The sequence below is a fragment of the Martinezella sp. CNPSo 3959 genome, from assembly GCF_057784355.1.
In genome coordinates, this window is sequence record NZ_JBXSOV010000015.1 from 1 (window position 1) to 25520 (window position 25520).

31 protein-coding genes, 2 tRNA genes and 1 pseudogene are annotated in these 25520 nt (G+C 60.2%); 24 read left to right on the forward strand and 10 right to left on the reverse strand.

The window, feature by feature from the left end; all coding sequences use genetic code 11:
* From AC13RE_RS24065 to AC13RE_RS24085, 5 genes are all read right to left on the reverse strand, one after another.
* On the reverse strand, positions 1 to 358 hold a 358-nt coding region (locus AC13RE_RS24065), incomplete at its 3' end, for an SDR family oxidoreductase (protein ID WP_488564807.1).
* On the reverse strand, positions 355 to 1422 hold the full coding sequence (rfbB, locus tag AC13RE_RS24070) for a dTDP-glucose 4,6-dehydratase (protein WP_488564808.1): 1068 nt from the start codon (positions 1420 to 1422) through the stop codon (positions 355 to 357). The genes AC13RE_RS24065 and rfbB, both read right to left, overlap by 4 nt.
* 174 nt (positions 1423 to 1596) lie before the next feature.
* Positions 1597 to 1670 (reverse strand) — tRNA-Gln (locus tag AC13RE_RS24075).
* A gap of 161 nt (positions 1671 to 1831) precedes the next feature.
* A complete protein-coding gene (locus AC13RE_RS24080; RefSeq protein WP_488564809.1) occupies positions 1832 to 2467 on the reverse strand; it encodes an NrsF family protein in 636 nt (211 codons plus the stop codon).
* Positions 2454 to 3020: a sigma-70 family RNA polymerase sigma factor gene (locus AC13RE_RS24085; protein WP_488564810.1), complete on the reverse strand. Its 567-nt coding sequence runs from the start codon at positions 3018 to 3020 to the stop codon at positions 2454 to 2456. Before AC13RE_RS24085 ends, AC13RE_RS24080 begins: the two co-directional genes overlap by 14 nt.
* A 293-nt stretch (positions 3021 to 3313) precedes the next feature.
* Here AC13RE_RS24085 and AC13RE_RS24090 point away from each other — a divergent pair, with 293 nt between their 5' ends.
* From AC13RE_RS24090 to AC13RE_RS24110, 5 genes are all read left to right on the forward strand, one after another.
* Positions 3314 to 3580: a BufA1 family periplasmic bufferin-type metallophore gene (locus tag AC13RE_RS24090; protein ID WP_488564811.1), complete on the forward strand. Its 267-nt coding sequence runs from the start codon at positions 3314 to 3316 to the stop codon at positions 3578 to 3580.
* Positions 3581 to 3626: 46 nt separating this feature from the next.
* The gene (locus AC13RE_RS24095) at positions 3627 to 3911 is read left to right on the forward strand and encodes a BufA1 family periplasmic bufferin-type metallophore (RefSeq protein ID WP_488564812.1); all 285 of its coding nucleotides are present in this window, start codon (positions 3627 to 3629) and stop codon (positions 3909 to 3911) included.
* A 110-nt stretch (positions 3912 to 4021) separates the two neighbouring features.
* Positions 4022 to 4876 (forward strand): MNIO family bufferin maturase, encoded by an 855-nt coding sequence (bufB, locus tag AC13RE_RS24100; RefSeq protein ID WP_132719764.1) that lies wholly within the window; start codon positions 4022 to 4024, stop codon positions 4874 to 4876.
* Positions 4877 to 4886: 10 nt separating this feature from the next.
* Positions 4887 to 5642: an HvfC/BufC N-terminal domain-containing protein gene (locus AC13RE_RS24105; RefSeq protein WP_488564813.1), complete on the forward strand. Its 756-nt coding sequence runs from the start codon at positions 4887 to 4889 to the stop codon at positions 5640 to 5642.
* 18 nt (positions 5643 to 5660) lie between these two features.
* Positions 5661 to 6146, forward strand: a complete 486-nt coding sequence (locus tag AC13RE_RS24110; RefSeq protein ID WP_488564814.1) for a DoxX family protein — start codon at positions 5661 to 5663, stop codon at positions 6144 to 6146.
* Between the two features lie 117 nt (positions 6147 to 6263).
* On the opposite strand, the gene AC13RE_RS24115 is transcribed toward AC13RE_RS24110, so the two are convergent.
* Entirely contained in the window at positions 6264 to 7220 is a 957-nt protein-coding gene (locus tag AC13RE_RS24115; protein WP_488564815.1) for a phytanoyl-CoA dioxygenase family protein, read from the reverse strand.
* A 472-nt stretch (positions 7221 to 7692) separates the two neighbouring features.
* Here AC13RE_RS24115 and AC13RE_RS24120 point away from each other — a divergent pair, with 472 nt between their 5' ends.
* Entirely contained in the window at positions 7693 to 8610 is a 918-nt protein-coding gene (locus tag AC13RE_RS24120) for a DUF1003 domain-containing protein (RefSeq protein WP_488564816.1), read from the forward strand.
* Positions 8611 to 8668: 58 nt separating this feature from the next.
* Here AC13RE_RS24120 and AC13RE_RS24125 read toward each other — a convergent pair whose 3' ends face one another.
* The gene (locus AC13RE_RS24125; protein WP_488564817.1) at positions 8669 to 8869 is read right to left on the reverse strand and encodes a hypothetical protein; all 201 of its coding nucleotides are present in this window, start codon (positions 8867 to 8869) and stop codon (positions 8669 to 8671) included.
* Between the two features lie 42 nt (positions 8870 to 8911).
* Complete coding sequence (locus AC13RE_RS24130) at positions 8912 to 9577, reverse strand: flavin reductase family protein (protein ID WP_488564818.1); 666 nt, start codon at positions 9575 to 9577, stop codon at positions 8912 to 8914.
* A gap of 340 nt (positions 9578 to 9917) precedes the next feature.
* Here AC13RE_RS24130 and AC13RE_RS24135 point away from each other — a divergent pair, with 340 nt between their 5' ends.
* On the forward strand, positions 9918 to 10313 hold the full coding sequence (locus AC13RE_RS24135; RefSeq protein WP_132719753.1) for a cupin domain-containing protein: 396 nt from the start codon (positions 9918 to 9920) through the stop codon (positions 10311 to 10313).
* Positions 10314 to 10377: 64 nt separating this feature from the next.
* On the opposite strand, the gene AC13RE_RS24140 is transcribed toward AC13RE_RS24135, so the two are convergent.
* Positions 10378 to 10467: transfer RNA gene (locus AC13RE_RS24140), tRNA-Ser, on the reverse strand.
* A gap of 305 nt (positions 10468 to 10772) precedes the next feature.
* Here AC13RE_RS24140 and rplU point away from each other — a divergent pair.
* The 12 genes from rplU to modC all read left to right on the forward strand — a co-directional run bounded on the left by rplU (position 10773) and on the right by modC (position 20387).
* Positions 10773 to 11090, forward strand: a complete 318-nt coding sequence (gene rplU / locus AC13RE_RS24145) for a 50S ribosomal protein L21 (protein ID WP_004127263.1) — start codon at positions 10773 to 10775, stop codon at positions 11088 to 11090.
* A gap of 32 nt (positions 11091 to 11122) precedes the next feature.
* Positions 11123 to 11392 (forward strand): 50S ribosomal protein L27, encoded by a 270-nt coding sequence (gene rpmA, locus AC13RE_RS24150; protein WP_004127267.1) that lies wholly within the window; start codon positions 11123 to 11125, stop codon positions 11390 to 11392.
* Positions 11393 to 11521: 129 nt separating this feature from the next.
* Positions 11522 to 12157 (forward strand): GNAT family N-acetyltransferase, encoded by a 636-nt coding sequence (locus AC13RE_RS24155; protein ID WP_015341719.1) that lies wholly within the window; start codon positions 11522 to 11524, stop codon positions 12155 to 12157.
* Entirely contained in the window at positions 12154 to 12741 is a 588-nt protein-coding gene (locus AC13RE_RS24160) for a GNAT family N-acetyltransferase (RefSeq protein WP_488564819.1), read from the forward strand. The genes AC13RE_RS24155 and AC13RE_RS24160 overlap by 4 nt, the downstream gene beginning before the upstream one ends.
* Positions 12742 to 13008: 267 nt before the next feature.
* Positions 13009 to 14112: a GTPase ObgE gene (gene obgE, locus AC13RE_RS24165; RefSeq protein ID WP_132719729.1), complete on the forward strand. Its 1104-nt coding sequence runs from the start codon at positions 13009 to 13011 to the stop codon at positions 14110 to 14112.
* Positions 14109 to 15278: a glutamate 5-kinase gene (gene proB / locus AC13RE_RS24170; RefSeq protein ID WP_488564820.1), complete on the forward strand. Its 1170-nt coding sequence runs from the start codon at positions 14109 to 14111 to the stop codon at positions 15276 to 15278. The genes obgE and proB overlap by 4 nt, the downstream gene beginning before the upstream one ends.
* Positions 15271 to 16554 carry a glutamate-5-semialdehyde dehydrogenase gene (locus tag AC13RE_RS24175; protein ID WP_488564821.1) on the forward strand — a complete coding sequence of 428 codons (1284 nt, stop codon included), beginning with the start codon at positions 15271 to 15273 and terminating at the stop codon, positions 16552 to 16554. Before proB ends, AC13RE_RS24175 begins: the two co-directional genes overlap by 8 nt.
* A gap of 37 nt (positions 16555 to 16591) precedes the next feature.
* Positions 16592 to 17173: a nicotinate-nucleotide adenylyltransferase gene (locus AC13RE_RS24180; RefSeq protein WP_488564876.1), complete on the forward strand. Its 582-nt coding sequence runs from the start codon at positions 16592 to 16594 to the stop codon at positions 17171 to 17173.
* A gap of 99 nt (positions 17174 to 17272) precedes the next feature.
* Complete coding sequence (locus AC13RE_RS24185; protein ID WP_488564822.1) at positions 17273 to 17470, forward strand: hypothetical protein; 198 nt, start codon at positions 17273 to 17275, stop codon at positions 17468 to 17470.
* Positions 17471 to 17732: 262 nt separating this feature from the next.
* Complete coding sequence (gene modA / locus AC13RE_RS24190) at positions 17733 to 18530, forward strand: molybdate ABC transporter substrate-binding protein (RefSeq protein WP_488564823.1); 798 nt, start codon at positions 17733 to 17735, stop codon at positions 18528 to 18530.
* Positions 18531 to 18615: 85 nt separating this feature from the next.
* On the forward strand, positions 18616 to 19317 hold the full coding sequence (gene modB / locus AC13RE_RS24195; protein ID WP_488564824.1) for a molybdate ABC transporter permease subunit: 702 nt from the start codon (positions 18616 to 18618) through the stop codon (positions 19315 to 19317).
* Positions 19314 to 20387: a molybdenum ABC transporter ATP-binding protein gene (gene modC / locus AC13RE_RS24200; RefSeq protein WP_488564825.1), complete on the forward strand. Its 1074-nt coding sequence runs from the start codon at positions 19314 to 19316 to the stop codon at positions 20385 to 20387. The genes modB and modC overlap by 4 nt, the downstream gene beginning before the upstream one ends.
* Here the strand turns inward: modC and AC13RE_RS24205 are convergent, their stop codons facing one another.
* Positions 20388 to 20771, reverse strand: a complete 384-nt coding sequence (locus tag AC13RE_RS24205; RefSeq protein ID WP_112338644.1) for a winged helix-turn-helix domain-containing protein — start codon at positions 20769 to 20771, stop codon at positions 20388 to 20390.
* 170 nt (positions 20772 to 20941) lie between these two features.
* On the opposite strand from AC13RE_RS24205, the gene AC13RE_RS24210 reads away from it, so the two are divergent.
* The 5 genes and pseudogenes from AC13RE_RS24210 (at position 20942) to AC13RE_RS24230 (ending at position 25484) form a co-directional block, all read left to right on the forward strand.
* Positions 20942 to 21241 carry a DUF1330 domain-containing protein gene (locus AC13RE_RS24210; protein WP_488564826.1) on the forward strand — a complete coding sequence of 100 codons (300 nt, stop codon included), beginning with the start codon at positions 20942 to 20944 and terminating at the stop codon, positions 21239 to 21241.
* 162 nt (positions 21242 to 21403) lie between these two features.
* Positions 21404 to 21846, forward strand: a pseudogene (gene rsfS, locus AC13RE_RS24215) (ribosome silencing factor).
* Between the two features lie 115 nt (positions 21847 to 21961).
* The gene (gene rlmH / locus AC13RE_RS24220) at positions 21962 to 22444 is read left to right on the forward strand and encodes a 23S rRNA (pseudouridine(1915)-N(3))-methyltransferase RlmH (protein ID WP_488564827.1); all 483 of its coding nucleotides are present in this window, start codon (positions 21962 to 21964) and stop codon (positions 22442 to 22444) included.
* A gap of 291 nt (positions 22445 to 22735) precedes the next feature.
* Positions 22736 to 24166: a murein hydrolase activator EnvC family protein gene (locus tag AC13RE_RS24225; RefSeq protein ID WP_488564828.1), complete on the forward strand. Its 1431-nt coding sequence runs from the start codon at positions 22736 to 22738 to the stop codon at positions 24164 to 24166.
* Positions 24156 to 25484: a S41 family peptidase gene (locus AC13RE_RS24230; RefSeq protein ID WP_015341735.1), complete on the forward strand. Its 1329-nt coding sequence runs from the start codon at positions 24156 to 24158 to the stop codon at positions 25482 to 25484. Before AC13RE_RS24225 ends, AC13RE_RS24230 begins: the two co-directional genes overlap by 11 nt.
* Positions 25485 to 25520 lie beyond the last annotated feature (36 nt).

The window sequence follows — 25520 nt, forward strand, 5'->3', positions numbered from 1 at the left end:
TGACCGCATCGTCTTCCTGATAGGGATCAGCTTTCGTGCCGTCGAAGACATAGTCTGTGGAGTAATGGATGAGCCAGGCACCATTGTCCGCCGCCCAGCGCGCTAGTATCCCCGGAGCTGTGGCATTGACTGCCATCGCCAGCTCTTTATCGCTCTCGGCCCGATCCACCGCCGTATAGGCGGCCGGATTGACGATGATACCTGGCTTGTGCTCGTCGAGAGCGGCAAGGATGCCTGTTTCGCTGGCCAGATCCATGTCCGCACGCGTCAGGGCAACGACATTCCCCACAACGCTAAGCGAACGCTGCAGCTCGAAACCGACCTGGCCGTTGGCGCCGGTGACAAGAATGGCACTCACAACTGGGCCTCGTACTGCTTGCCAACCCATTCACGATAGGCGCCGCTCGTGACATTACGGACCCAGTCCTGGTTTTCGAGATACCATGCGATCGTCTTGCGAATGCCGGTCTCGAAGGTTTCCGCGGGCTTCCAGCCGAGTTCGCGCTCGAGCTTGCGGGCATCGATCGCATAGCGGCGATCATGACCGGGCCGGTCCTTAACGAAGGTGATCTGATCGCTGTAGTGGCCGCCATCAGCCTTCGGCCTCAGCTCATCGAGGATGGCGCAGATCGTCCGCACGACATCGAGATTGGGCTTCTCATTCCAGCCGCCGACATTATAGGTCTCACCGAGCTTGCCGGCTTCCAGGACGCGGCGAATGGCGCTGCAATGATCCCGGACGTAAAGCCAGTCGCGGATCTGCTGGCCATCGCCATAGATCGGCAGGCTCTTTCCCGAAAGCGCGTTCAAGATCACCAGCGGGATCAGCTTTTCCGGAAAATGGTAAGGTCCGTAATTGTTGCTGCAGTTCGTCGTTAGGATAGGCAGGCCATAAGTGTGGTGCCAGGCGCGCACAAGATGATCGGAGGCCGCCTTGCTCGCCGAATAGGGGCTGTTCGGCTCATAGCGATTGAGCTCATTGAACGGCGCATCATCCTTCGACAGCGTGCCATAGACCTCGTCCGTCGAGACGTGCAGAAAGCGGAAGCCTTGCTTCTCCCCGTCCGGCAAGCCATCCCAATAGCCGCGCACAGCTTCCAGCAGATTGAAGGTACCGACAATATTCGTCTGGATGAAATCGCCGGGACCGTGAATGGACCGGTCGACATGACTTTCGGCTGCGAAATTGATGACCGCACGCGGCCGGTGCATCGCCAGCAAATCGCTTACCAGCTCGCGATCGCCAATATCGCCATGCACGAACACATGGCGATCATCACCCTTCAATCCCTTCAGCGTATCTAGATTGCCGGCGTAGGTCAGCTTGTCCAGATTGACGACCGTCTCGTCGTGTCGCTCAAGCCAGTCCAAGACAAAGTTCCCGCCGATAAACCCGGCTCCGCCCGAAACCAATATCGTCATCTAAAATCCATTTTAGGCACGCAGCTAAATTGCCGACACAATCCAAGACAAATCAAATCTCATGACAAGGAGTAGTTTCTCCTTCGAAAAGATTTCAATCATAGGAAGACGGATATCCGCCTCAAGCACCAGAGGCAAACCAAAAATGTTTATTCGAATCGGGAAGCTTGAAATTGGCTGGGGAACCTGGACTCGAACCAAGATTAACGGAGTCAGAGTCCGTCGTTCTACCATTGAACTATTCCCCAACGACCGCCAGGCGATAAAACCCTTCGCGGTGAAGGCTGGGCCTCTATAATAGAATTCGTCGCAGATGCAAATAGTTTAACGCAGGCAAATGCATTTTTTTGGCGGAGCACCGTCGATGCTCAAGATGGTGGCCCCTGGTGGAAGTTGAGGATTGATTATTTCACCAGCGCAACAGGCGCCTCCCGAGGGCATATCCGACAGCTGTCACCATGGCGATCGCGATCGGGTACCAGAGCAGGACGAAAAGCGGGCTGTCGTCCGTGCAGTTGGAGGCATAGAAGGTTGCGGCGATGCCGCTAGCGGCAAGGCCGGCGACGGCGCCGGCGGCACCCGGTTTTTCCGGCGCGCCCTGGCGCAGGGCGAACAGGAAGCAGGCAAGCGGGCCGATCGACAAAAGCGGGATGAGCGTCAGGCAGAAGCGGGCGTTGTGGCCGATCATCCGCGCACTCCAGCTGTCGGCCGGCATGACGGCCATTTCGATGGCCGCGGCGACAAGCAGCAGGATGGGCGCCAAGAGCAGCGTCCAGCCCCACAGGCGCAGCGATGCGCCCGGCCGCCCGATGCGGAAAACGACAGCGCAGGCCGTTGCGGCAAGCGCGATGGTCACCACGAACTTGAACAGGAAACGGACGGTCTCCATGGCTGTATCGATATCGGCTCGAAAGCCGATCATGGCGAAGAAGATACCGCCGCTGATCAGGATACCCCCGACGACCGCCAGGGTCAGGACCCTGCCGATCCGCATGCGGACCGGCGCGTCCTGCGCCAGAAGATTGATGAGGTCATCGGTTTTCACTGGTCTCACTCCGATACAAAGCCGCAAGCGCCTTTAGCGCGCGGTGCAGCGCCACGCGCACCGCCCCTTCCGTCATCTTCAGCCGGTCCGCCGTTTCCCGAACACTTGTTCCCTCGACAGAAATCGAGCGCACGATCGTCTTCTGCGGGTCTTTCAACAGCTCCAACATACGATCGACATCGAGCCGGTCCAGGGAGTCGGTATGCACTTCCGCCTCCAGGAAATCGATCACATCGTCGATCGGTACGCTCATATGCCGCCCGCGCCGTCTCAGGCTATCGATCAGCTTGTTGCGCACGATCGTCGACAGCCAAGGTCCGATCGGGCGGGATGAATCCCATGTGCCACGCTTCAGATGGATGGCCAGCAGCACTTCCTGAACCACATCCTCGGCCTCGCTTACCGGCGCACCCAGCTGGTCGCAGCGCCGGCGCGCCATGGCGCGCAGATGCGGCGTCACAGCGGTGAGGAAACGGTGATAGGCCTGCACATCGCCGCCGATGGCCGCGCGCATCCAGACTGCCCATTCCTCTTCGCGCGCCGAATGATTCATCCGACATCTCCTCTACGCGGGACCGCAAGCTTTCGTTACCGGCAACGGCAACTATTTTTCAAGCCCTTTCGTCTCCGCGACAGATTCCCCGCCGGATGCGTCTGCTACCCATGCACATGCCAGCCTCACCCCCCACACCTGCTCGGCTATTGCCCGCCGCAGCAGATAGCCGGCACAATATAAATGACGCCATCTCTAAAAAAATTCCGATGCGGCTGTAACATCCGCTCCAGACGCTCCGTAGACCTCGATGCAAGCCAATGACGGCTCGCATCCATCTAGGAGACAGATCCATGAAGAACAGCATCCTCACCCTGGCCATTGCTGGCTCGATCGCCTCGGCACTTGCATCCGTCGCCGCCCCGGCTTCGGCCGCCGATTCCAAGGAAAAATGCTACGGCGTCGCTCTCAAGGGTCAGAACGATTGCGCCGCCGGCAAGCATGATTGTGCCGGCAAGTCGACCATGAGCTACGACAAGATGTCCTTCAAGCTTGTTCCGACGGGCACCTGCACCTCAATGAAGACCCCGAAGGGCCACGGTTCGCTGACCCCGGCCTGATCCGAAACCGGATTGATCGTCAATCATCTCTCGTAAGGAGTTTGTCATGAGCAAGATGTCCGCACTCGCCCTGGCCGCATCGGTTGCAACGGCGGTGACGCTGGTTGCCGGCGCAACGACCGTATCAGCCGCCGATGCCAAGGAAAAATGCTACGGCGTTGCCCTCAAGGGCCAAAACGATTGCGCCGCCGGCGCCGGCACGACCTGCGCCGGCACGTCGAAGGTCGACTATCAGCGCAACTCGTGGAAGCTAGTTCCCGCCGGAACCTGCGAGACGATCAAGACGCCAAACGGCCACGGCACTCTGGCGCAGGGTCCAGCCCCGGTCTGACAAGACAGCGTAAACACGTGGGCGGCGCAGCCTTTCACAAGCGGCGCCGCCCTTCCGAACGCAAACCGCTTCGTAACTTTGCTGGAATTACTCTCACCCGGAGGCCTGCAATGAAACCGTCAGAACTTCCCCGCCACGCCGGCGTCGGCTTCAAGCCGGAACATTTTGCCGCGATCAATGCGGCCGCGCAGCCGATCAGCTTCTTTGAAGTCCATGCCGAAAACTATATGGGTGCCGGCGGTCCGCCGCATGCCCAGCTCGGGAGGCTGCGCCGAGACTATGCCTTGTCCGTCCATGGCGTCGGCCTCTCCATCGGCTCGATGCAACCTTTGGATAGCGAGCATCTTGCCCGCCTGAAGATCGTCTGCGATCGCTACGAGCCGGAGAGCTTTTCGGAGCACCTCGCCTGGTCGACCCATGATACGACCTTTCTCAACGATCTCCTGCCCCTGCCCTATACCGAAGCGACGCTATCGCAGGTCTGCACCCATATCGATCAGGTGCAGACAATACTCGGTCGCCAGATGCTGCTCGAGAATCCGGCTACCTACCTGCTCTTCGAAGAGAGCACGATCGAGGAAACGGAATTTCTGGCCGAAGTCGCCAGACGCACCGGCTGCGGCCTGCTGCTCGACGTCAACAATGTCTTCGTCGCCGCCACCAACCATCACATGGACGCGCAGGCCTATCTCAAACGCTTTCCTGTGCAATGGGTGCGCGAGATCCATCTGAGCGGCCATTCGGAGACCATCGACGACTCAGGCGCGCCGCTTTTGATCGACAGCCACGATACACCGGTGAAAGATCCGGTCTGGGCGCTCTATGAAGAGCTGATCGATCGCACCGGACCGATTGCCAGCCTGGTCGAGTGGGATAACGACGTGCCGGAATGGCCGGTTTTGAGGGCCGAGGCCGAAGCGGCCGAAACCATCCTGAAGCGCGCCACCGCACGTCGGGCAGCCTGAGGAGGGTTGGATGTCTCTCTCCACGCAAAGCGAATTCGCCGCAGCGCTCATCGATCCCGCTCTCGCGGTGCCGGATGGACTGACGGCCTGGAACGGCTCACGACCCGCACGACGTTTCGGCGTCTATCGCAGCAATGTCACCATCGGCCTGATCGGTGCGCTCTCCTCGCGCTTTCCGGCAGCGGAAAGGATCGTCGGCGAGGAATTCTTCGCCGCCATGGCGCGTGAGTTCATCCGCCTGCATCCGCCGCGCTCGCCGCTGCTGCTTACCTATGGCGATGATTTCCCCGATTTCGTCGAGAGTTTCGAACCGGCGCGGGAAATCCCCTATCTAGCCGAAGTCATGCGGCTGGAGGCGCTGCGGGGTCGAGCCTATCACGCAGCCGACGCCGTGCCGCTTGATGCGGCTCTCGTGGCGACCATCGAACCGGCAGGCCTGTCGGAACTGACTTTCGTGCCGCATCCTTCCGCATCCGTGGCGCGTTCCGTCTATCCGGCCGTCACCATCTGGGCGATGAACACCGGCGAAATCGAGCTTGCGGATATCGACGATTGGACGGGCGAGGATGCTCTCGTCATCCGCCCGCAGATGATTGTCGAAGTACATCGCCTGCCGCCTGGTGGCGCAACTTTTCTGGAAGAGCTGTTTTCGGGCGCCGCCCTTGGCCAGGCCTATGAGACGGCTCTCGCTGAGGTCGCCAATTTCGATCTTTCTGCCAACCTCGCCGGTGCGTTCACGGCAGGCGCTTTCATGGCCATTCGCTGAACGCCAAGAGGAACGACGATGCAAAACCAGTTGATGACGGCCGCCCCGGCCGAACGCGAAACCGTGCCTCAAAGGCTCCATGACGCCCTGAAGCTTCTCGGCCGCATTCCGCATGATCTGATCGCGCTCATTGCGCGTTTGTCGATCGCCGCGGTCTTCTGGCAATCCGGCCAGACGAAGGTGGATGGGTGGCATGTGACCGACAATGCCGTCTATCTCTTTCAGACGGAATATAAGCTGCCGTTGGTCGATCCCTGGATCGCCGCACATATTGCCGCCTTCAGCGAGCATTTCTTCCCGTTCCTGCTCGTCATCGGATTGGCAAGCCGGCTGTCGGCACTGGCGCTGCTCGGCATGACCCTGGTCATCGAGATTTTCGTCTATCCCGATGCCTGGCCGACGCATGGCACATGGGCAACCTGCTTTCTGGTAATCATCGCGGGCGGGCCGGGGCGCATCGCGCTCGACCACCTGATTGCCAGACGGTTCAGCCGCTCGGCCTGAGATCGGTCAGACGGGAGCGCCAATTATAAATGGCGCTCCATGATGCCAGCTAAATGCGCATTTTGATTTTGCGCATAACGTTGTTGCAAAACCGCAGTGGACTTCGCGCGGCTTGCGTTAGCGCAGGACGGGTTCGCCATGAAAGCGGCGACGCGACGGCTTCGAAACGCCAAAGCCCACCTCCATCATCAGTCTCGGCTTCTGCGTCGGCACGGTGCCCATATGGAAACCGAAGGGATCTTCAACAAAGCCGGAGCCGGCCTTGCCTGTCAGCGTCAGCGCGCTCGCCTGCCCATAATAATCGAGCACCTCGTTGGCCGGATGCCCCACAAGCAATGTCAGCTGATGCCGGACGCGCCGGCGCTTGTGGCTTCCCTTGACGAAGACATGCGGGCCGGTGCCCTCATCAACATCGACGAGATTGAAGAAGAACTTCAGCATCCTCCAGTCGTCGAGATCGAAGTGGTATTTGTCGAGCGAGGCGAGGCTTCTGTCGGCCTCGGAAGCCTGCGTCGGAAAGCTCCACCAGATGCGGGTGGTGATTACCTTGGCCTGCCCGCCGAGATATTGGCGGGCGACGTCGATCAGCAGCGGATCGCGCTGGACCGCCATGACAGCCTCGCAATCGAGCGAGCGCTCGAAGAAGTGTCCACTCAGAAGCGGCCGTCCGAAACGACCCTCCGCTTCCTTATGTTCGCTTGCGACAAATTCGAGCTTCCTGTTGAAATTGCCGAAGCAGGCGGTATTGGCGGCGAATTCGGCGATTTCCCGATGAATATGGTCCGGCAGCATCAGGCTCGGATAGATGCCATCACTCCGCAGGGCGTTGACGATGGCGCTGCGATCGGCGTCGGCAAACATCGAGGTGCCGGAAACCGGAAGCCTGACGGGCTGCTTCGTGGCCAGCCAATGGATGCGCCGAAACGGCAGGGTTCTGGCCAATAGGAACATAGGCAGCCAGGCTGGATTCTCTTTGAGATCGGTCAGGTAAGTCGGTATCCTGACAGCCATACGCTTGAAGCGGCCGCCCTGCCGGGCGATGGACTCCAAGTCTTCTGCCGGGGGATTGTGCATAGCGATCCTTTCCACGCATTTTAAAAAATCCGCGACAACAGGCCCCCAACCTGCTGCCGATAATTCATTGAAACCTTAACATTTATTCGCTGTCACGAATGTCTGCTGCACTGCGGCAAATAGAAGTCGGCCGGCCTTGGTCAAGGGGTGAAAAATCAAAACCTGATTGAATCGGTAGAAATTCCTGCAGAAACACGTAACGCTTTTGAAAACGTTTAAGAAATCGCGCGGAGCGGTTGTTTTTAGAGGTCCCGGCAAAATTCGGCGCAACGGATCGCAAGGACGGCGCGCGGTGTTTGCCGTTGCTTAGGATAATGGCGCTAGAAATTTGCTAGGAGCAAATGGAAGAGTAAAGTTGCAGATGGGGGATAGCGGCCTGTATCGGTCGCAATATCTCCTGTCTTCGAACAGTCATATTCCTGTTCGCATTATTGGCTAAATGAGCGAGAAAACGTCAAAGAAGGCCCCTTAGATGACAGAAACGAAGACCTTTGAGCCGGCGGAAGGTATCGTCGATTTCGACGCGGGCGAGGGCGAGAGCCCAACCGTGGTGGAGATGGACGATTATACCAAAAGTCTCGCGCAGGCGAAGGCCAAGTCCGTCAAGCTGATCGACGCCATCACCGGTCAGGTGCTCAAGAAAAAAGATGCCGTCCATGTGGATGATCTCCGCCCCTCGCTGGCGGATTTCATGCGGCTGAAGCATCCCGAGCTCCGTGCCGACGACTATATCAGCCGCAAGGTGATGGACGATTATCGCGCCCAATATATCGCCGAGCTGCTGACAGTGGAGCGCGGCGAGCTTTCCAACCTCGAGGACGAGGTCGTCGAAAGCCTGAAGACGCATGATACGCTGGCTGAGAACATCGAAGAGGATTACGAGGACCACCGCTCGATCGGCGACCGCATGGCGGATGGCGTCGCGTCCTTCGGCGGCAGCTGGACCTTCATTATCTCCTTCTGTCTGTTTCTCGCCGTCTGGATGATGATCAATCTCGTCATGGGCGAAAAGCAGGCCTTCGACGCCTATCCGTTCATCCTGCTGAATCTCGTTCTTTCGACGATTGCGGCCCTCCAGGCGCCGATCATCATGATGAGCCAGCGCCGCCAGGAACAGAAGGACCGCCTGCGCGCCCTCAACGACTACAAGGTCAATCTGAAGGCCGAACTGGAAATCCGCCACCTGCATGAAAAGGTCGACCACCTCCTTAATCGCCAATGGGAGCGCCTGACCGAGATCCAGCAGATCCAGATCGAGATGATGCTGGAACAGGCCAAGGCCGCGACACGGGCGATCAAGGCCAACAAGGCTACGAAGGTAAAGACCAGTGCGCTGAAGAGCCTCTTCACCAAGGTCAAGGATCCCGATCCGGACGATTCCGTCAACTGATTGCAGCCGAACGACGGCGCCAGACATCATATACTCTTAAGGGCGGCTCATCTGCTCGCTACAGGTTTGCGAAGAGAGCCGGCATCCAGAGGAGATAGAGCGAAGCGCCGAGCACCCAGACCAGTCCGGGAAAGACATGCCTTGATGCGAAATAGATCTCGCTGATCGCCAATGGCGCGATCATGGAGGCGGGGCTCGTCAGACTGGTCAAAAACACCGTGCAGACGTCCCGTTCGCCGACACCCACGCGTTTGGTCATCAAGGGCAACAGCGCCGGCTCGCCGGTCCCGCCGAAAATGCATCATCTCTCGGCCTTGAAAGTGCGGCCGAGATCCGGCCCAGTGCCGAAATAATGCCGAAACACATAAAACAGCGGGCTCCATCTGCTGGTATCGATGTGATTGGTGCCGGCAACGACGATATTCTTGTGTGCGTGGATGCGAAGGACCTTCGCTTCGATGATGGAGAAGGCTTCGGGACGCCCCGAGGGCCATTCCGCACCGGGAGGATGCGCCGCCACCACCTCCGCCTCGAACTGGATCGGACATTCGGCGATGCGCAGAGGCCGCACAAGATCGGCTGGCTGCGGCGTGAAGCCGGCCACATCGAATTTATCGGCCTCGAAACGATAGCCGATCTTTTCCTTGTGTGAGGGAACGGGGTCGCGGCCCGTCGTCGGCGCGATCGCCTCAACCTTCGGCCACAGCTCCGGCGACGGAAAATTCAGCACCAGCTGACGCTCGCGCAGGAGATTTTCCCGCCCCTTGCTGGTCGATGTCAGGCCTAGAACGACACGATCATATAGAGCCCAAACTGAAGACATCGGCGAGATATTCGTCGTGCCGTCAGGGTTGAGGCTCGTAATCAGCACGACGGGCGTGCCGACATAAAGCACACTGGGCTTGATTTCGATGTGGTCGTGATCGCTCTCAGCGGCGGCGTTGAATTCGGCTGTGTTGGTCAACATCGCAATTCTCCTTTGAGAGTTCCAGTGTAGCCGACATGACACCTGAAATAGTTCGGCCGTGATCGAACTGTTGCTCGAAGGCAAACACACCAGCCCTAAATCCCTGAGACACGCCTTTGACACAGATTCCGCTTCTCTTCCTCTCGCTCCCGCATCGAGGCAAGCGAGCCGCCGTACAAACTCAACTAACGGCTCGCAAGATTTTCGCCGGCTAACTTTTTTCGCTAACCTAGCTGCGCCGGCATCGCGACCGCGGATCCGCAGCCATATAGCCCGATTGACATTCTCAGCGTTTGTGACACCGTCCGATATGGTTGCTCACCCAGCGTTTTGAGGCGAAATGACACAACGATCGCAAGCCGTTATCACCACAGCCGAAGAACGCCCGCGCGACGGATGGAACGATCCCGTCCACGGCTCGATCTCCTGGCACACTCTGCTCAGCAGCGATATCACCCCCACCGACAGCATGAGCGCCGGCATCGCCGAACTGGCACCCGGCGGTGAGCTGAAACCCCATCGCCACAACCCATCGGAAATCTACTTCATCTTCGAGGGAACCGGCATCGTGCGAATCGACGGTCAAGAAACTGCGGTCAAATCCGGCACGACCGTCTTCATCCCCGGCAATGCCGAACACGGCATCCGCAACGAATCATCCGCCAATTTGAAATTCTTCTACGTGTTTCCGACAGGGTCTTTTGCGGACGTGGTCTATCGGTTTCCGGAGGGTTGAGGCTTTTGAGCTGATTGCCAGCGCATCTGCTAGCTTGATAGTGGCTTGAAACAAAGGCCCAAAATGGCGGAGAGGGTGGGATTTGAACCCACGATGCCCTTGCAGGCATGCCGCATTTCGAGTGCGGTGCATTCGACCACTCTGCCACCTCTCCGGTTATGCTGGTCGGCGCTTATTTGGCGCGGGCTGTCTCATAGCGACAGACGAGGGGGATGGCAAGGGCGAATGTGAAAGCTTTTCATCCTTTTGCCTTGACAGATCAGGGGCGCTTATATATCCCGTGCGACGCAATAGGTGTGGATAAGTCCGCACCTTGCCTTCCCTGCTTCGCGCAGGGTTTCACCGGCAGAACTTTTTGAAGGCTGAAGCCTTTGGAATCCCTGCTAAGTTTCGACTGATAAAAAGACGGCCGCTCGTCCCCATGGCGAGAGAGCCGGAACGAACATGAAAGGATAAAAAATGTTCGCAGTCATCAAGACCGGCGGTAAGCAGTACCGTGTGGCAGCTAACGACGTGCTGACCATCGAGAAGCTCGAAGTCACCGCCGGCGGCACCGTAGAATTCACCGAAGTCCTCGTTATCGGCGAAGGCGCCGACGCTGCGATTGGTGCTCCCTTCGTCAAGGGCGCTTCCGTCAAGGCCGAAGTGGTCGAGCACAACCGCGGCAAGAAGGTCATCGCCTTCAAGAAGCGCCGTCGTCAGAACTCGAAGCGTTCGCGCGGCCATCGCCAGCATCACACGGTCGTCCGCATCACGGACATCGTGGCTGCCAAGTAAGTAACGGGATCAAGGTTTAAAGGAGAACTCCAATGGCACACAAAAAAGCTGGCGGTTCCTCGCGCAACGGTCGCGATTCCGAATCCAAGCGCCTTGGCGTGAAGAAGTTCGGCGGCGAAGCCGTCATCGCAGGCAACATTATCGTGCGTCAGCGCGGCACGCAGTGGCACCCGGGTTCCAACGTTGGCCTCGGCAAGGATCACACGATTTTTGCGCTTACGGCGGGCAACGTGAACTACCGTACGAAGGCCAATGGCCGCGTGTACGTGTCTGTAATGCCGAAAGCGGAAGCAGCGGAATAAGCCGGTAGCGCTCTAAAACAGCCGGCGTCTCATCGACCCGGCTGACCGCATCAGGTTCAGTCCAGAAAACAGGGGAGATGGGGCGCCATCTCCCCTTTTTCTTTACCCTCAACCAAGGAGGACTGAACCATGCAAGGCGAATTGTTAAGGGAAGACCAATCGAGGTCTCCCGAAGAACGGCTGAGGCCGGAGCGGTTAAGGACCGATTGCCCTGTCTTACTGTCGGAAAGGCTCGTTCTGCGCGCGCCCCACGAAGAAGACATCGACGCCCTTGCCCATCTCGCCAACAACGCCAATGTCGCCACTATGGTATCGCGTATGCCGCACCCGTATACGACCAATGATGCCGCCGATTTCGTGCGACGCACGAAGCTTGGCGAGATTGGCAAGTGCGTCTATGCCATTACCAAAGCCGACAACGGCGCCTTTCTCGGTTGTTGCGGGGTCGAACCCACGGGCGATCCGAACACGGTCGAGATCGGGTACTGGCTGGGCGAGCCCCACTGGAACCAGGGCTATACCACGGAGGCGGCCCATGCCCTCATCGACATGGTCTTCCGCACGCGTGAGAACGTCGCGCAGATCGATGCCCGCTGCCGGGTGACGAACGTCGCATCGAGGCGCGTCGTCCAGAAGTGCGGCTTCCAGTTCCAGGGATCAGGCCTTGCCGCGTCGCTGGCGCTCGGCAGCACCGTTCCGGTCGAATGGTACAGGCTCGATCGCAAGACCTGGATCTCGTTGCGCAGCTGGGGAGGCATGAGATGAACGCTCTCGCCCTCACCCGCCGCGATGCCCGCATCCTGATGCCGGGACCGACGCCGGTCATCCAGACCGGCCGACTGACGCTGCGCCCGCACCGGCTCAGCGATGCCGATATGATTGCGGAATCGCTTTCGGATTTCGCCGTCACCCGCATGCTGGCCCGCGTTCCCGCGCCCTATGACCGGCAGGATGCGCTCGACTGGCTGGTCGAGCACACCTCCGGCCTCGGTGTCGATTGGGAGCTCGCCATCACCGAGCGGGATGATGCCCATATCGGCTGCGTCGGCATCGAGCTTCGCCACGGCCGCTGGCACCTCGGTTATTGGCTGAACCGCTTCTACTGGCGGCAAGGCATCATGACCGAAGCGGTCAAGGCTGCGCTCGAACGTTTTGCCCGCCGCATGCCCGACGTCGCGGTCTATTCCGGCGTCTTCGCCGACAACCCGGCATCCTTGAAGCTGCAGCAGAAGCTCGGCTTCGAGATCACCGGTTGCTCGGAGATCTACAGCTTCGCCCGCAACACCATGGTTCCGCATATCGAAACCGTACTGAAGCCGGGCGCGTTGCGGCTCTCGCAGGTGGCTTAAGACACTGAAAATTGGCCATCGCCGGCCCGTTCGGCGATGGCCGTCATACCAATCATGCGGTTCCGCCCCTTTATGGCTCTGGAACCGCACGATATTCTTTGACCTCAGCCCTAAGCGCCTATATCGAAGGCGACATGACGGGCAAACGCCGCCCGATGTGTCTTTTGGATGCAGAAGGAGCGGCAGACATTGAAAAGAGCGCATAGGCTTTTGTGAATCCCATTCGATCCGAAGGGATATGCGCCGACACCGGGTGACGGACGTAAGATGAAATTTCTCGATGAAGCAAAAGTCTATATTCGCTCAGGCGACGGCGGCGCGGGCAGCGTCTCCTTCCGGCGCGAGAAATTCATCGAATTCGGCGGCCCGGATGGCGGCGATGGCGGCCGCGGCGGCGATGTCTGGGTCGAAGCCGTCAATGGTCTCAATACGCTGATCGACTTCCGCTACCAGCAGCATTTCAAGGCCACGATTGGCACGCACGGCATGGGCAGGAACCGCGCCGGCGCCAAGGGTGAAGACGTGACGCTGAGGGTGCCTGTCGGCACGCAGATCTTCGAGGAAGATGGCGAAACCCTGATCTGCGACATCACGCAGGAAGGCCAGCGTTTCCGCCTTGCCGCCGGCGGCAATGGCGGCTTCGGCAACGCTTATTTCAAATCCTCGGTCAATCAGGCGCCCGATTGGGCCAATCCCGGCCTGCCGGGCGAAGAAAAGACCATCTGGCTGCGGCTGAAGCTGATCGCCGACGCCGGCCTCGTCGGTCTGCCGAATGCCGGAAAATCGACTTTTCTCGCAGCTGTTAGCCGTGCCCGGCCGAAGATCGCCAACTATCCGTTCACGACGCTGCATCCCAATCTCGGCGTCGCCACCATCGATGGCCAGGAGTTCATTCTCGCCGACATTCCCGGCCTGATCGAGGGCGCCCATGAGGGTGTCGGTATCGGCGACCGCTTCCTCGGCCATGTCGAGCGCACCCGCGTGCTGCTGCATCTGGTTTCCGCCCAGGAGGAAAAGGTCGGCAAGGCCTACAAGACCGTGAAGCACGAGCTCGAAGCTTATGGCAACAGTATCCCCGACAAGCCTGAAATCGTCGCTCTCTCGCAGATCGACGTGGTGGACGAAGAAACGCTGAAGAAGAAGACGCGCGAACTGGCGCGAGCCTGTGGCAGAACACCCTTCCAGATTTCCGCCGTCACCGGTCGCGGCATGACGGAAGTGCTGCGCGCACTGCGCGACGTGATCGTCGAAGCCAATGCCGGCGAAGCGGACAAGCCGGCAAAGTCGCCGAAAGTGCGGCATCGCGACATGCAGCTTTCCGACGATGAGGACGCTGACGAGCGTAGCGAAGACGAGGATCATCAGGGATGACTGCCCGCAAGCCGCTCGACCGCTACCGCCGCATCGTCATTAAGATCGGCTCCGCCCTCCTGGTCGATCGCAAGACCGGCTTGAAAAAATCCTGGCTCGACGGCATGTGCGCCGATATCGCCGCACTGAAGGCCAAGGGCATCGATATCCTGGTGGTTTCCTCGGGCGCAATCGCGCTCGGCCGCTCCGTGCTCGATCTGCCCTCCGGTGCGCTGAAGCTGGAAGAAAGCCAGGCGGCGGCGGCTGTCGGCCAGATCTCGCTTGCTCGCGCGTGGTCGGAAAGCCTGTCGCATGACGATATCGTCGCCGGCCAGATCCTGCTGACGCTCGGCGATACCGAAGAGCGCCGCCGTTACCTCAACGCCCGTGCCACCATCAACCAGCTCCTGAAGATCGGCGCCGTGCCGATCATCAACGAGAACGATACGGTCGCGACCAGCGAAATCCGTTATGGCGACAATGACCGCCTCGCGGCCCGCGTCGCAACCATGACCGGCGCCGATCTGCTGGTGCTATTGTCGGATATCGACGGGCTCTATACAGCGCCGCCGCATCTCGACCCGCAGGCAAAATTCCTCGATACGATCGCCGAAATCACGCCCGAGATCGAAGCCATGGCCGGTGGTGCCGCTTCCGAGCTGTCGCGTGGCGGCATGCGCACCAAGATCGATGCCGGCAAGATCGCGACCGGCGCCGGCTGCGCCATGATTATTGCGTCCGGCAAGACCGACCGGCCGCTGAAATCAATCGAAAGCGGCGCCCGCTCCTCCTGGTTTGCGCCATCGGGTACGCCCGTTACCGCCCGCAAGACCTGGATTGCCGGGCAGCTGCAGCCGGCCGGCGAATTGCATGTCGACGATGGCGCCGTAACCGCGCTTGGCGCCGGCAAGAGCCTGCTGCCCGCCGGTGTGCGCCGCGTCGTCGGCCATTTCGGCCGCGGTGACACCGTCGCCGTCATCGGCCCCTCCGGCCGGGAGATCGCCCGCGGCCTTGTCGGCTACGATGCCGAAGAGGCCCGCCAGATCACCGGCCGCAAATCGGCTGAGATCGAGGCGATCCTCGGCTATGCCGGCCGCGCCGCCATGGTGCATCGCGACGATCTTGTCATGACGTCATCCGTCAAGACGAAGGCCGAGAAATCGAAGAAGGATGAAGCTCATGCTTGATACAGTCGCACAAAGCCCCGACATCGACGCGCTGATGAACGATATCGGTCGCAAGGCACGGGCTGCATCGCGACCTCTGGCCTTTGCTTCGACTGAGAGCAAGAACAAGGCGTTGAATGCCATGGCGGATGCCATTTTGGCCCGCAAGGATCATATCCTCGCTGAAAACGCCAAAGACCTGAAAGACGTCGTAGGCACCGATATGCTTGCCTCCTTCGTCGATCGCCTGACGCTGAACGACAAGCGCGTCGCCGAGATGGCCGAGGGCATTCGCGCCATCGCCGCCATCGCCGATCCGGTGGGTGAAGTCATCGCTGCCTGGGACCGCCCGAACGGCCTGAAGATCGAACGCGTCCGCACGCCGCTTGGCGTCATCGGCGTTATCTTCGAAAGCAGGCCGAACGTGACGGCCGATGCCGGCGCGCTGTGCCTCAAGGCCGGCAATGCCGTGATCCTGCGTTGCGGCAGTGATTCGCGCCGCTCCTCGCAGGCGATTCATGAATGCCTGGTCGAAGGGTTGAAAGCGGCAGGCCTGCCGGAACATGCTATCCAGCTCGTGCCTGTCAGCGATCGCGCTGCCGTCGGCGCCATGCTGCGCGGCCTCGAAGGCAATATCGACGTTATCGTGCCGCGCGGTGGCAAGAGTCTTGTAGGACGCGTCCAGACCGAAGCGCGCGTGCCGGTCTTTGCCCATCTTGAAGGCCTTTGCCACATCTATATCGATGCCTCGGCCAATCTGGAGATGGCGAAATCCATCGTCGTCAACGCCAAGATGCGCCGCACGGGCATCTGCGGCGCTGCCGAAACGCTGCTGGTCGACAAGAAGGTCGCCTCCACCCATCTGAAGCCACTGCTCGACGGACTTGCCGCGGCAGGCTGCGAAATTCGCGGTTCGGCCGATGTGCTGAAGCTTGCACCCGGCCTGAAGGCAGCAACGGAAGAAGACTGGACAACGGAATATCTGGCCGCGATCATTTCGGTGGCCTTGGTCGATGGCATTTCCGGCGCAATCGAGCATATCGCTAAATATTCGTCGAACCACACCGAAGCCGTGATTGCCGAGGACCCCGCTATCGTCGAGCGCTTCTTCACGGAGATCGACTCGGCGATACTGCTGCACAATGCCTCGACGCAATTTGCCGATGGCGGCGAATTCGGCATGGGCGCGGAAATCGGCATCGCCACCGGCAAGATGCATGCGCGCGGGCCTGTTGGCGTCGAGCAGCTCACCTCCTTCAAATATCGCGTTCGCGGCACCGGACAGATACGGCCCTGACGTGCTGAAAGAAGAGGTTGATCAACGCTATCTGCGCATGCCCCATGCCGAGCGCGGCATGGTGGTCGGTCTTTTCGGCGGCTCATTCAACCCGCCGCATGAAGGCCATGCACTCGTCGCCGAGATCGCCATCCGCCGGCTTGGCCTTGATCAGCTCTGGTGGATGGTAACGCCGGGCAACCCGTTGAAGAGCCGCAATCATCTGGCGCCGCTTGCCGAGCGCATCGCGCGCAGCGAGCAGATCCTCCACAATCCGCGCATCAAGGTGACAGCCTTCGAACAGACGCTGGGTATGAGCTACACGGCCAATACGCTCGCGCATGTGAAGGCGCGCAACCGCCATGTCCACTTCATCTGGATCATGGGCGCCGACAGCCTGAACACGTTCCATCGCTGGCAGAAGTGGCAGGAAATTGCGCAAACCTTCCCGATCGCCGTTATCGACCGGCCGGGATCGACGCTCTCCTACCTCTCGGCCAAGATGGCAAAGACCTTCCACTACGCACGCGTCGACGAAGATGATGCTCGCGTACTCTGGAAGAAGCGGGCGCCGGCCTGGACCTTCATCCACGGACCACGCTCCACGCTAAGCTCGACAGCGTTGCGAGCCGCACAATAATCTCATCGATCTTTTGGAAAAGTCTGGAAAATAAAAAGCCCGACGCGGGAGGAGGTGCGTCGGGCTTTTGAACCTGATCAGCAACTGGGAGGAGGAGAGTTGCTGATCCATATCGGACGGCATTGGGAGGAGGAGATCGCCGTCTCGATGATTATGTTTTACCAGATTTTCCCGATTGATAAATGGGCGATTGCGCAATGCAGCAATGCATATAACGCATGGCTACGGAAATTTTCTGCCCAAAAAACGCTTCTTTCGCAAATTGAGCGCCGCTTGCTTTTCAGTGTCCGGACTTAACTCGGCGAAAGAATGACGTGAGATCCCACGGTTCGTAACGTTATGTCTCGCTTCGTGAGCGTTCGCCAATCGACTGGGCAAAGTCAGTCATGCATTTTTGTAATGCCCAAAGCCGTTCACATGCGCCGCGCCACGGAAAATCCATAGAATTCGTAGGGTTACGCGACCTTATCGCGATATATTTTTGGGAACACATCCCTAGTCAAGCTTCGTCCGTCGTTATATCTCTTGAAATATGTCGACATCTTTGGGGAGAATTGAAATGACCACCAGCCGACGCCAATGGATCAAGCTTGCCACCGCCGCAGCATCAGCTGCATGGCTCGGCCTTTCGGTCATTCCAACACCGGTGTTCGCCGCCGACAAAATCGTCGTCTTTGCCGCCGCCAGCATGAAGAACGCGCTCGACAACGCCGATGCCGCCTTCACCAAGGAAACCGGCAAGGAGGTTACCGTCTCCTATGCTGCGAGCGGTCCGCTTGCAAAACAGCTTGAAAACGGCGCGCCGGCCGATGTTTTCATCTCCGCCGACACCAACTGGATGGATTATGTCGCCGGCAAGAAGCTGATCAAGGACGACAGCCGCGTCAACCTGCTGGGTAACAAGCTCGTTCTCGTCGCCGCCAAGGACAAGGCAAAGCCGGTCGAGATCAAGCAGGGCTTCGATCTGGCTAGCCTGCTCGGCGACGGCCGCCTGGCGATGGGCCAGCCGGAATCGGTTCCGGCGGGCAAATACGGCAAGACGGCGCTGGAAAAGCTCGGCGTCTGGTCGTCGATCGAAAAGAAGGTCGCTGGCGCCGAAAGCGTGCGCGCGGCCCTTGCCTTGGTTTCGCGCGGCGAAGCGCCCTATGGCATCGTCTATCAGACCGATGTCTCCGCCGATCCGGGCGTTGCCGTCGTCGGCACCTTCCCCGCCGACAGCCATTCACCGATCGTCTACCCGATCGCCATCACCAGCGGCAGCAAGAACCCGGATGTACAAGCCTATTTCGATTTTCTGAAATCGGCTAAGGCTGTTCCCTTCTTCGAGCATGAGGGCTTCACCATCCTGAAGCCATGAGCGTCATTGTCGCTGATCGGGCAAGGAAGGTTCAATCATCAGGCTCGCCGGTCGTGGCGGGCCTGAGATGTTTAAGGGGCGGGATTTGGACACATTGGGTTTGAGCAGCGACGAATGGACGGCCATAGAGCTGAGCCTGCGCGTTTCCATCGTCGCCATGCTGGTCAGCCTGCCCTTCGGCATCGGCGCAGCACTTCTGCTTGCGCGTGGCCGCTTTTGGGGCAAGTCGATCCTCAATGGCCTCATTCACCTGCCGCTGATCCTGCCGCCCGTCGTCACGGGCTTCATCCTTCTCATTCTCTTCGGCCGCAAAGGGCCGATCGGATCTTTGCTCGAGCAATATCTCGGCCTCGTCTTCTCCTTTCGCTGGACGGGTGCCGCACTTGCCTGCGGCGTCATGGGCTTTCCACTGATGGTCCGAAGCATCCGCCTGTCGGTCGAGGCCGTCGACCGCAAGCTGGAGGAAGCCGCCGGCACATTGGGCGCCAGCCCCATCTGGACCTTTGTGACCGTAACGCTGCCGCTGATCCTGCCCGGCGTCATCGCCGGCATGATCCTCTCCTTCGCCAAGGCTATGGGTGAATTTGGCGCCACCATCACCTTCGTCTCCAATATTCCCGGCGAGACACAAACGCTGTCTTCGGCGATCTATACCTTCACGCAGGTTCCAGGCGGCGATGCCGGCGCCATGCGCCTCACCATCGTCGCCATCGTCATTTCCATGGCGGCGCTGCTTGCCTCGGAATTCCTTGCCTATCTCGCCGGCCGCAGGGTGGATTTCGAATGACGCTCTCGGTCGATATCCGCCACCGCCTCGGCACCTTTTCGCTGGAGGCCTCCTTCACCTCCGATGGCGGCGTGACAGCTCTTTTCGGCCGCTCCGGCTCGGGCAAGACGTCGATCGTCCGCATCATTGCCGGCCTGACGCGCCCTGATCACGGCCATGTCAGCTTTGACGATACCGTGCTTGCCGATACGACCAAGCAGATCTTCGTGGCGCGTCACCGCCGCCGCTTCGGCTATGTCTTTCAGGAGGCACGCCTGTTTCCGCATCTATCCGTGCGGCAGAACCTCAATTACGGCCGCTGGTTCGCACCCAAGAGCGAACGCGGTGAAAGCTTTGACGGGGTCGTCGATCTTCTCGGCATCGGCGCGTTGCTCGACCGCAGGCCGGCCAAACTTTCCGGGGGCGAGAAACAGCGCGTCGCGATCGGCCGCGCCCTGCTCTCTTCGCCGCGGCTCCTGCTGATGGACGAGCCGCTTGCGGCGCTCGATGAAGCCCGCAAGGCGGAAATTCTTCCCTATCTCGAACGGTTGCGCGACGAGACGAAGATCCCGATCATCTACGTCAGCCACTCCATCGCCGAGGTGGCACGCCTTGCCAACCGCGTCGTCGTCATGCGCGACGGTAAGATCGAGACGATCGGCGCTGCCGTCGACATCTTCAGCCAGCTATCCGGCCCGCTGGCGGCGGATCGCCGCGAAGCCGGTGTGCTGCTGGAAGGCCGCGTCGAGGCGATCGACGATCGCCATCATCTGACAGTCATTGCTCTGAAGACGGCAAAACTCTTTGTGCCGGGCCAGGCGGCGGCTGTCGGCAAGACCGTGCGCGTCCACATTCCCGCCCGTGACGTCATGCTGGCGACGACGCGACCAGAAGGCCTGAGCGCCTTGAATATTCTCGATGGCAAAGTGCTAGGAATCGGCACGGCGGCTGACGGGGCGACTGAGATCGAGGTCGATTGCGGCGGCGACATCGTCACTGCCCGCATCACGCAATTCTCAGCCGAAAGACTGGGGCTGCGCATCGGGCTGCCGATCCACGCGGTCATCAAGACCGTGGCGCTCGAACATTAGTCAGGATTTCTTCGCAGAAGCGTCCGCCGAGCTCCGATTGGCTTCGAGCCAGTTCAGGTCATCGGCTATTGCTGCTCGCAGCGTCATTTCCATACCGCGAAAGCGCCTCAACAACTCCTCGCCGAATGGCGTCAGGGCAGCGCCGCCACCCTTTTGACCACCGCGCTGCGATTCCACGACCGGTTCGCGAAACATGTGGTTGAGTTCGCTGATGAGCAGCCAGGCCCGGCGGTAGGACATATCCATGGCGCGGCCGGCGGCCGAGATCGAGCCGGTCTCCTGAATATGCTCGAGAAGCTCCATCTTGCCGCGCCCGAGCCGATCCTGCCCCGAAAAGCTGATGCGGAGAATGGGCTTCAACGGTGGCTGCGGAGCATCTGTCATGGTGTCTGTGAGCAGTTAATATCTGCATAATCTATACGTGGCCTTCGTCCGGCTGTACATGCCGACGGAAATGGACAAGCGGTTGAACCGGTCTATCTGATCTTCAAGAAAAAACGCATTGGCGCGCGAGCACGGACCGCGCCAACCTTGAGTTTGAGAGGAGGAAACCGATGCCAGCCTATATCATTTCCGATGTCACCGTCAGGGATAGCGAAGCCTTCCAGACCTACCGGACCCGCGCGGCCGCCTCCATAGGCCTTTATGGCGGCCACTATCTGGTCCGTGGCGGCCCGATCGAACGACTGGAGGGCGATTGGTCGCCGAATGCGATCGTGATCGTGGAATTTCCGGATGTGGAACGAGCGAGAGCCTGGTATCGCTCGCCCGAATATGCGCATGCTCTCGAGGTCCGCGACCAAGCCCTCAGCCGCAACCTTATTCTCGTCGATGGAGTGCGCCAGGAAGGCTGATTTTCGTCTTCGGCACGAATATTCGCCCATATCTGGTGCGAAAGCGCACTATTCGGACACAAATCCTTGTCCTGACTGGCCGAAGTTGCCGGCCTGCGTCTTGAAACCTTAATGCTTTGATGCCTATCTTTGTAACGTGATCGACTCAGATCACTCACGTGCATGTTCTGTTACTCAAGGAAGGAAGAGCACTGACAACAGTACACGCCAAGGGGAGAACGCCTGTCGTTATCCCGAAGAGCTCGGAACGTGGCGCCGATGCCGCTGCCCGCGCCCTGCAAGCCGTCCTCGCAAGCCTCGAGGACTCCAAGGCCGAAAATATCGTCACCATCGACATTGCTGGCAAGTCTGCGCTTGGAGACTACATGGTCGTTGTCTCCGGCCGATCGAGCCGCCATGTCCTGGCGATTGCCGACCATCTCATGACCGATCTCAAGGACGAGGGCTTCGGCAATGCCCGCGTCGAGGGTCTTGATGGCGGCGACTGGGTGTTGATCGACACCGGCGACATCATCGTTCATGTCTTCAGACCCGAGATTCGCGAGTTCTACAACATCGAAAAGATGTGGGCAGCACCCGATCTCGACGAAGGCACGCTGCACTAACCGACGCCAGGAACGCTTTCCCGGCCCGGTACTCAGCCTTACATCGCCGGAGATGAGCCTCCGGCAAGAGTTTCGTTTTGTGCCGCCATGACGGCGGATGTGCGTGGGAGCGGGAATGCGAATAGGTCTTTTTGCGGTGGGACGGCTGAAAGCCGGCCCTGAAAAGGATCTTGCGGCTCGCTATCTCGACCGTTTCGCCAAGGCCGGGCCGGCCATCGGCCTGGAAATGGCGCGCATGACCGAGGTTGCAGAAAGCCGCGCCTCCAATAGCGAGACCCGCAAGCGCGAAGAGGCGGGCCTGCTGCACAAGGCGCATCCCGAAGGCGGCGTCCTCATCCTTCTCGACGAACGCGGCAAGGCGCTCGACAGCGAAGCCTTCGCCGCCATGCTCGGGACATACCGCGATCAGGGTAAGCGCGACCTGACGATCGCCATTGGCGGCGCCGACGGCCTTGACCCCGCCCTTTACGACAAGGCCGACCTGACCATTTGCCTGGGCAAGCTGACCTGGCCACACCAGCTTGTGCGCATCCTGATTGCCGAACAGCTCTACCGCGCCGTGACCATCCTCTCCGGGCACCCCTACCACCGGGTGTGATTGCTCCATCCCGTTTTGAAAACAGTTTGGCTTTCGCCGTTTTTGCGTTAACGAAACGCTCACACAGGCGTGTTTTGATTCCCGCCCTGAAAATGACGATGCTTCCTGGAGCATTTCCAGGAAAAGTGCGCAGCGGTTTTCCGTCCGGAATGCGTAGAGAAACAAGAACATAGAGCGTTTTCGCGATTCGAAGAAAAGCGGAAATGCTCTGGATGATCGCGGCAAATCAGCTTATTTTCGCGTGATCTGAAGGGACCAGGCCGAACCGACTGGATGAGAAAAGCCCCGCCCATGCTTTCGCGTATCGTGCTGCCGGCTTTGGCGGCAACTCTGGGCATGGGCGTCTATATGGCAGGCCCTTTCTCCCAAGAGAATGTCGCCCTCGCCCAGGAAGCCGATGCCGTCGCTGCGCAAGCACCCGACGATCGCTCTTCTACACCACCGTCCGCGCAGGAGGCCCCTGACCCGGCGGCGGACCTTGCCCGTAAGCGCGACGAAACCCGCGCGCAGCTCGATGCGCTTTCTAAGACGATCGGTCTTTCGTCCGGCAAGACGAAGGAACTGGAAGACAGCATCGCCTCCCTCGACAAGAGCACTGCCAGCCTGCGCCAGGCGCTGATCGACAGCGCCGCCCGCCGCAAGGAGCTGGACCGCAAGATCCAGCAGAGCGAGAAGACGCTGACGAATCTTGCAGTCAAGGAGGATAAGATCCGCGCCTCCCTGCACGAGCGTCGCGCGCTGCTGGCCGAGGTTCTCGGCGCGCTGGAGCGCATGGGTCGCAATCCGCCGCCGGCATTGCTGGTGACGCCGGACGATGCGCTTGCCTCGGTGCGCAGCGCCATTCTTCTCGGCGCCGTCGTGCCCGGAATGCGCAAGGAGACGGACAAGCTGATCGCCGATCTGACCGACCTCAGCAAGTTGCAAGCCGACACCGCCGCCGAAAAAGCCAGCTTCACCGCCACCGTGACCAACAGTCTGGAGGAGGAGCGGCGCATGGATCTGCTGATTGCGGAGAACGACAAGCACAGCAAGGAAAATACGGCCCAGCTCGATGCGGAGCGCAAGCGCGCGGAAGAGCTGGCGGGCCAGGCAACCAGCCTGGAAGGGCTCGTCGCCTCGCTGGAAAGTCAGATCGGCTCCGTACGCGACGCTGCCGCTGCTGCCCGCGCGGAAGAGGCGCGCCGGGCGCAGATGAGCGAACAGCAGCGCGAGCAGGCAAAGGCCCTTGCCGAGAACGGCGTGCCCGATAAAAACCGCATTACGCCCGCATATCCCTTCTCAGACCTGAAGAAAAAGTTGGAGTTGCCCGTGGCGGGCGATATTCTCCGCCAATTCGGCGACGACGATGGCACCGGCCACACCGCGATGGGACTGACCGTTGCGACCGGCCCGGAAGCACTCGTCACGGCTCCCGCCGACGGCACGGTCGTCTATGCCGGCGCGTTTCGCAGCTACGGACAGATGATCATCCTGGATACGGGCGACGGCTATCATATGGTGCTGTCGGGCATGGACGCGATCAAGACGCGCCCAGGCAGATTCGTCTTCGCTGGCGAGCCGCTTGCCACCATGGGCCAAAAAAGAGTCGCGAGCGCGACCGCATTGGCGCTGGAAACGGATCGGCCAACGCTTTACATTGAATTCCGAAAAGATGGAAAACCAGTCGATTCTCGGCCCTGGTGGACCTCCAAAGACACTGGAAAGGCACGCAATGATACGTAGGGCTTCTCTTGTTCTCGTCGGCGCATTGATGGGTGCGACCGCGATGGGCGTTATCTACTCGGCGGTAGCGCCGGCGGAAGCCGCTGGCACTTCCACTTACAAGGAGTTGTCGATTTTCGGCGACGTCTTTGAGCGCGTCCGCGCGCAGTATGTGACTCCTCCCCAGGAAGACAAGCTCGTCGAAGCCGCCATCAACGGCATGCTGTCTTCGCTGGACCCGCATTCGAGCTACATGAACGCCAAGGATGCGGAAGACATGCGCACCCAGACCAAGGGTGAGTTCGGCGGTCTCGGCATCGAAGTGACGATGGACAACGACCTCGTCAAGGTCATCACCCCGATCGACGATACGCCTGCCGCCAAGGCCGGCGTCCTTGCCGGCGACTATATCACCGCCATCGACGGCCAGTCCGTCCGCGGCCTGAAGCTGGAAGACGCCGTCGAAAAGATGCGCGGCCCGGTCAAGACACCGATCAAGCTGACGCTGCTGCGTAAGGGCGCCGACAAGCCGATCGAACTCACGGTCATCCGTGACGTGATTGCCGTCGCCGCCGTCAAGTCGCGCGAGGAAGGCGGCGATGTCGGCTATATCCGCATCATCTCCTTCACCGAAAAGACGACTCCGGACCTCGAAGCCGCGATCGCCAAGATCAAGAAGGATATCCCGGCCGACAAGCTGAAGGGCTACGTGCTCGACCTGCGCCTCAACCCGGGCGGCCTCCTCGATCAGGCAATCAACGTTGCCGATGATGTTCTCGAGCGCGGTGAGATCGTTTCGACCCGCGGCCGCAACCCGGACGAAACCCGACGCTTCAACGCCACCCCAGGCGATCTGACCGACGGCAAGCCGATCATCGTGCTCACCAACGGCGGCTCGGCCTCCGCTTCGGAAATCGTCGCAGGCGCCTTGCAGGATCTGCGTCGCGCCACCGTGCTCGGCACCCAGTCGTTCGGCAAGGGCTCTGTCCAGACGATCATCCCGCTCGGCGACGGCAACGGCGCGCTGCGCCTGACGACGGCGCTCTACTACACGCCGTCGGGCCGCTCGATCCAGGGCACCGGCATCACGCCTGACATCAAGGTCGACCAGCCGCTTCCCGACGATCTGAAGGGCAAGCTGACGACGGAAGGCGAATCGAGCCTGCCGGGCCACATCAAGGGCCAGAGCGAGACCGATAAGGGCTCCGGCTCTTCGGCCTACGTGCCGCCGGATCCGAAGGACGATATCCAGCTCAACTACGCGCTCGACCTGCTGCGTGGCGCGAAGACGGATCCAGCCTTCCCGCCGAACCCCGAAAAGGCGGTTTCCTCCAAGTAAGGATTGGCGCCGGGCTGGAAACAGACCCGGCGCTTT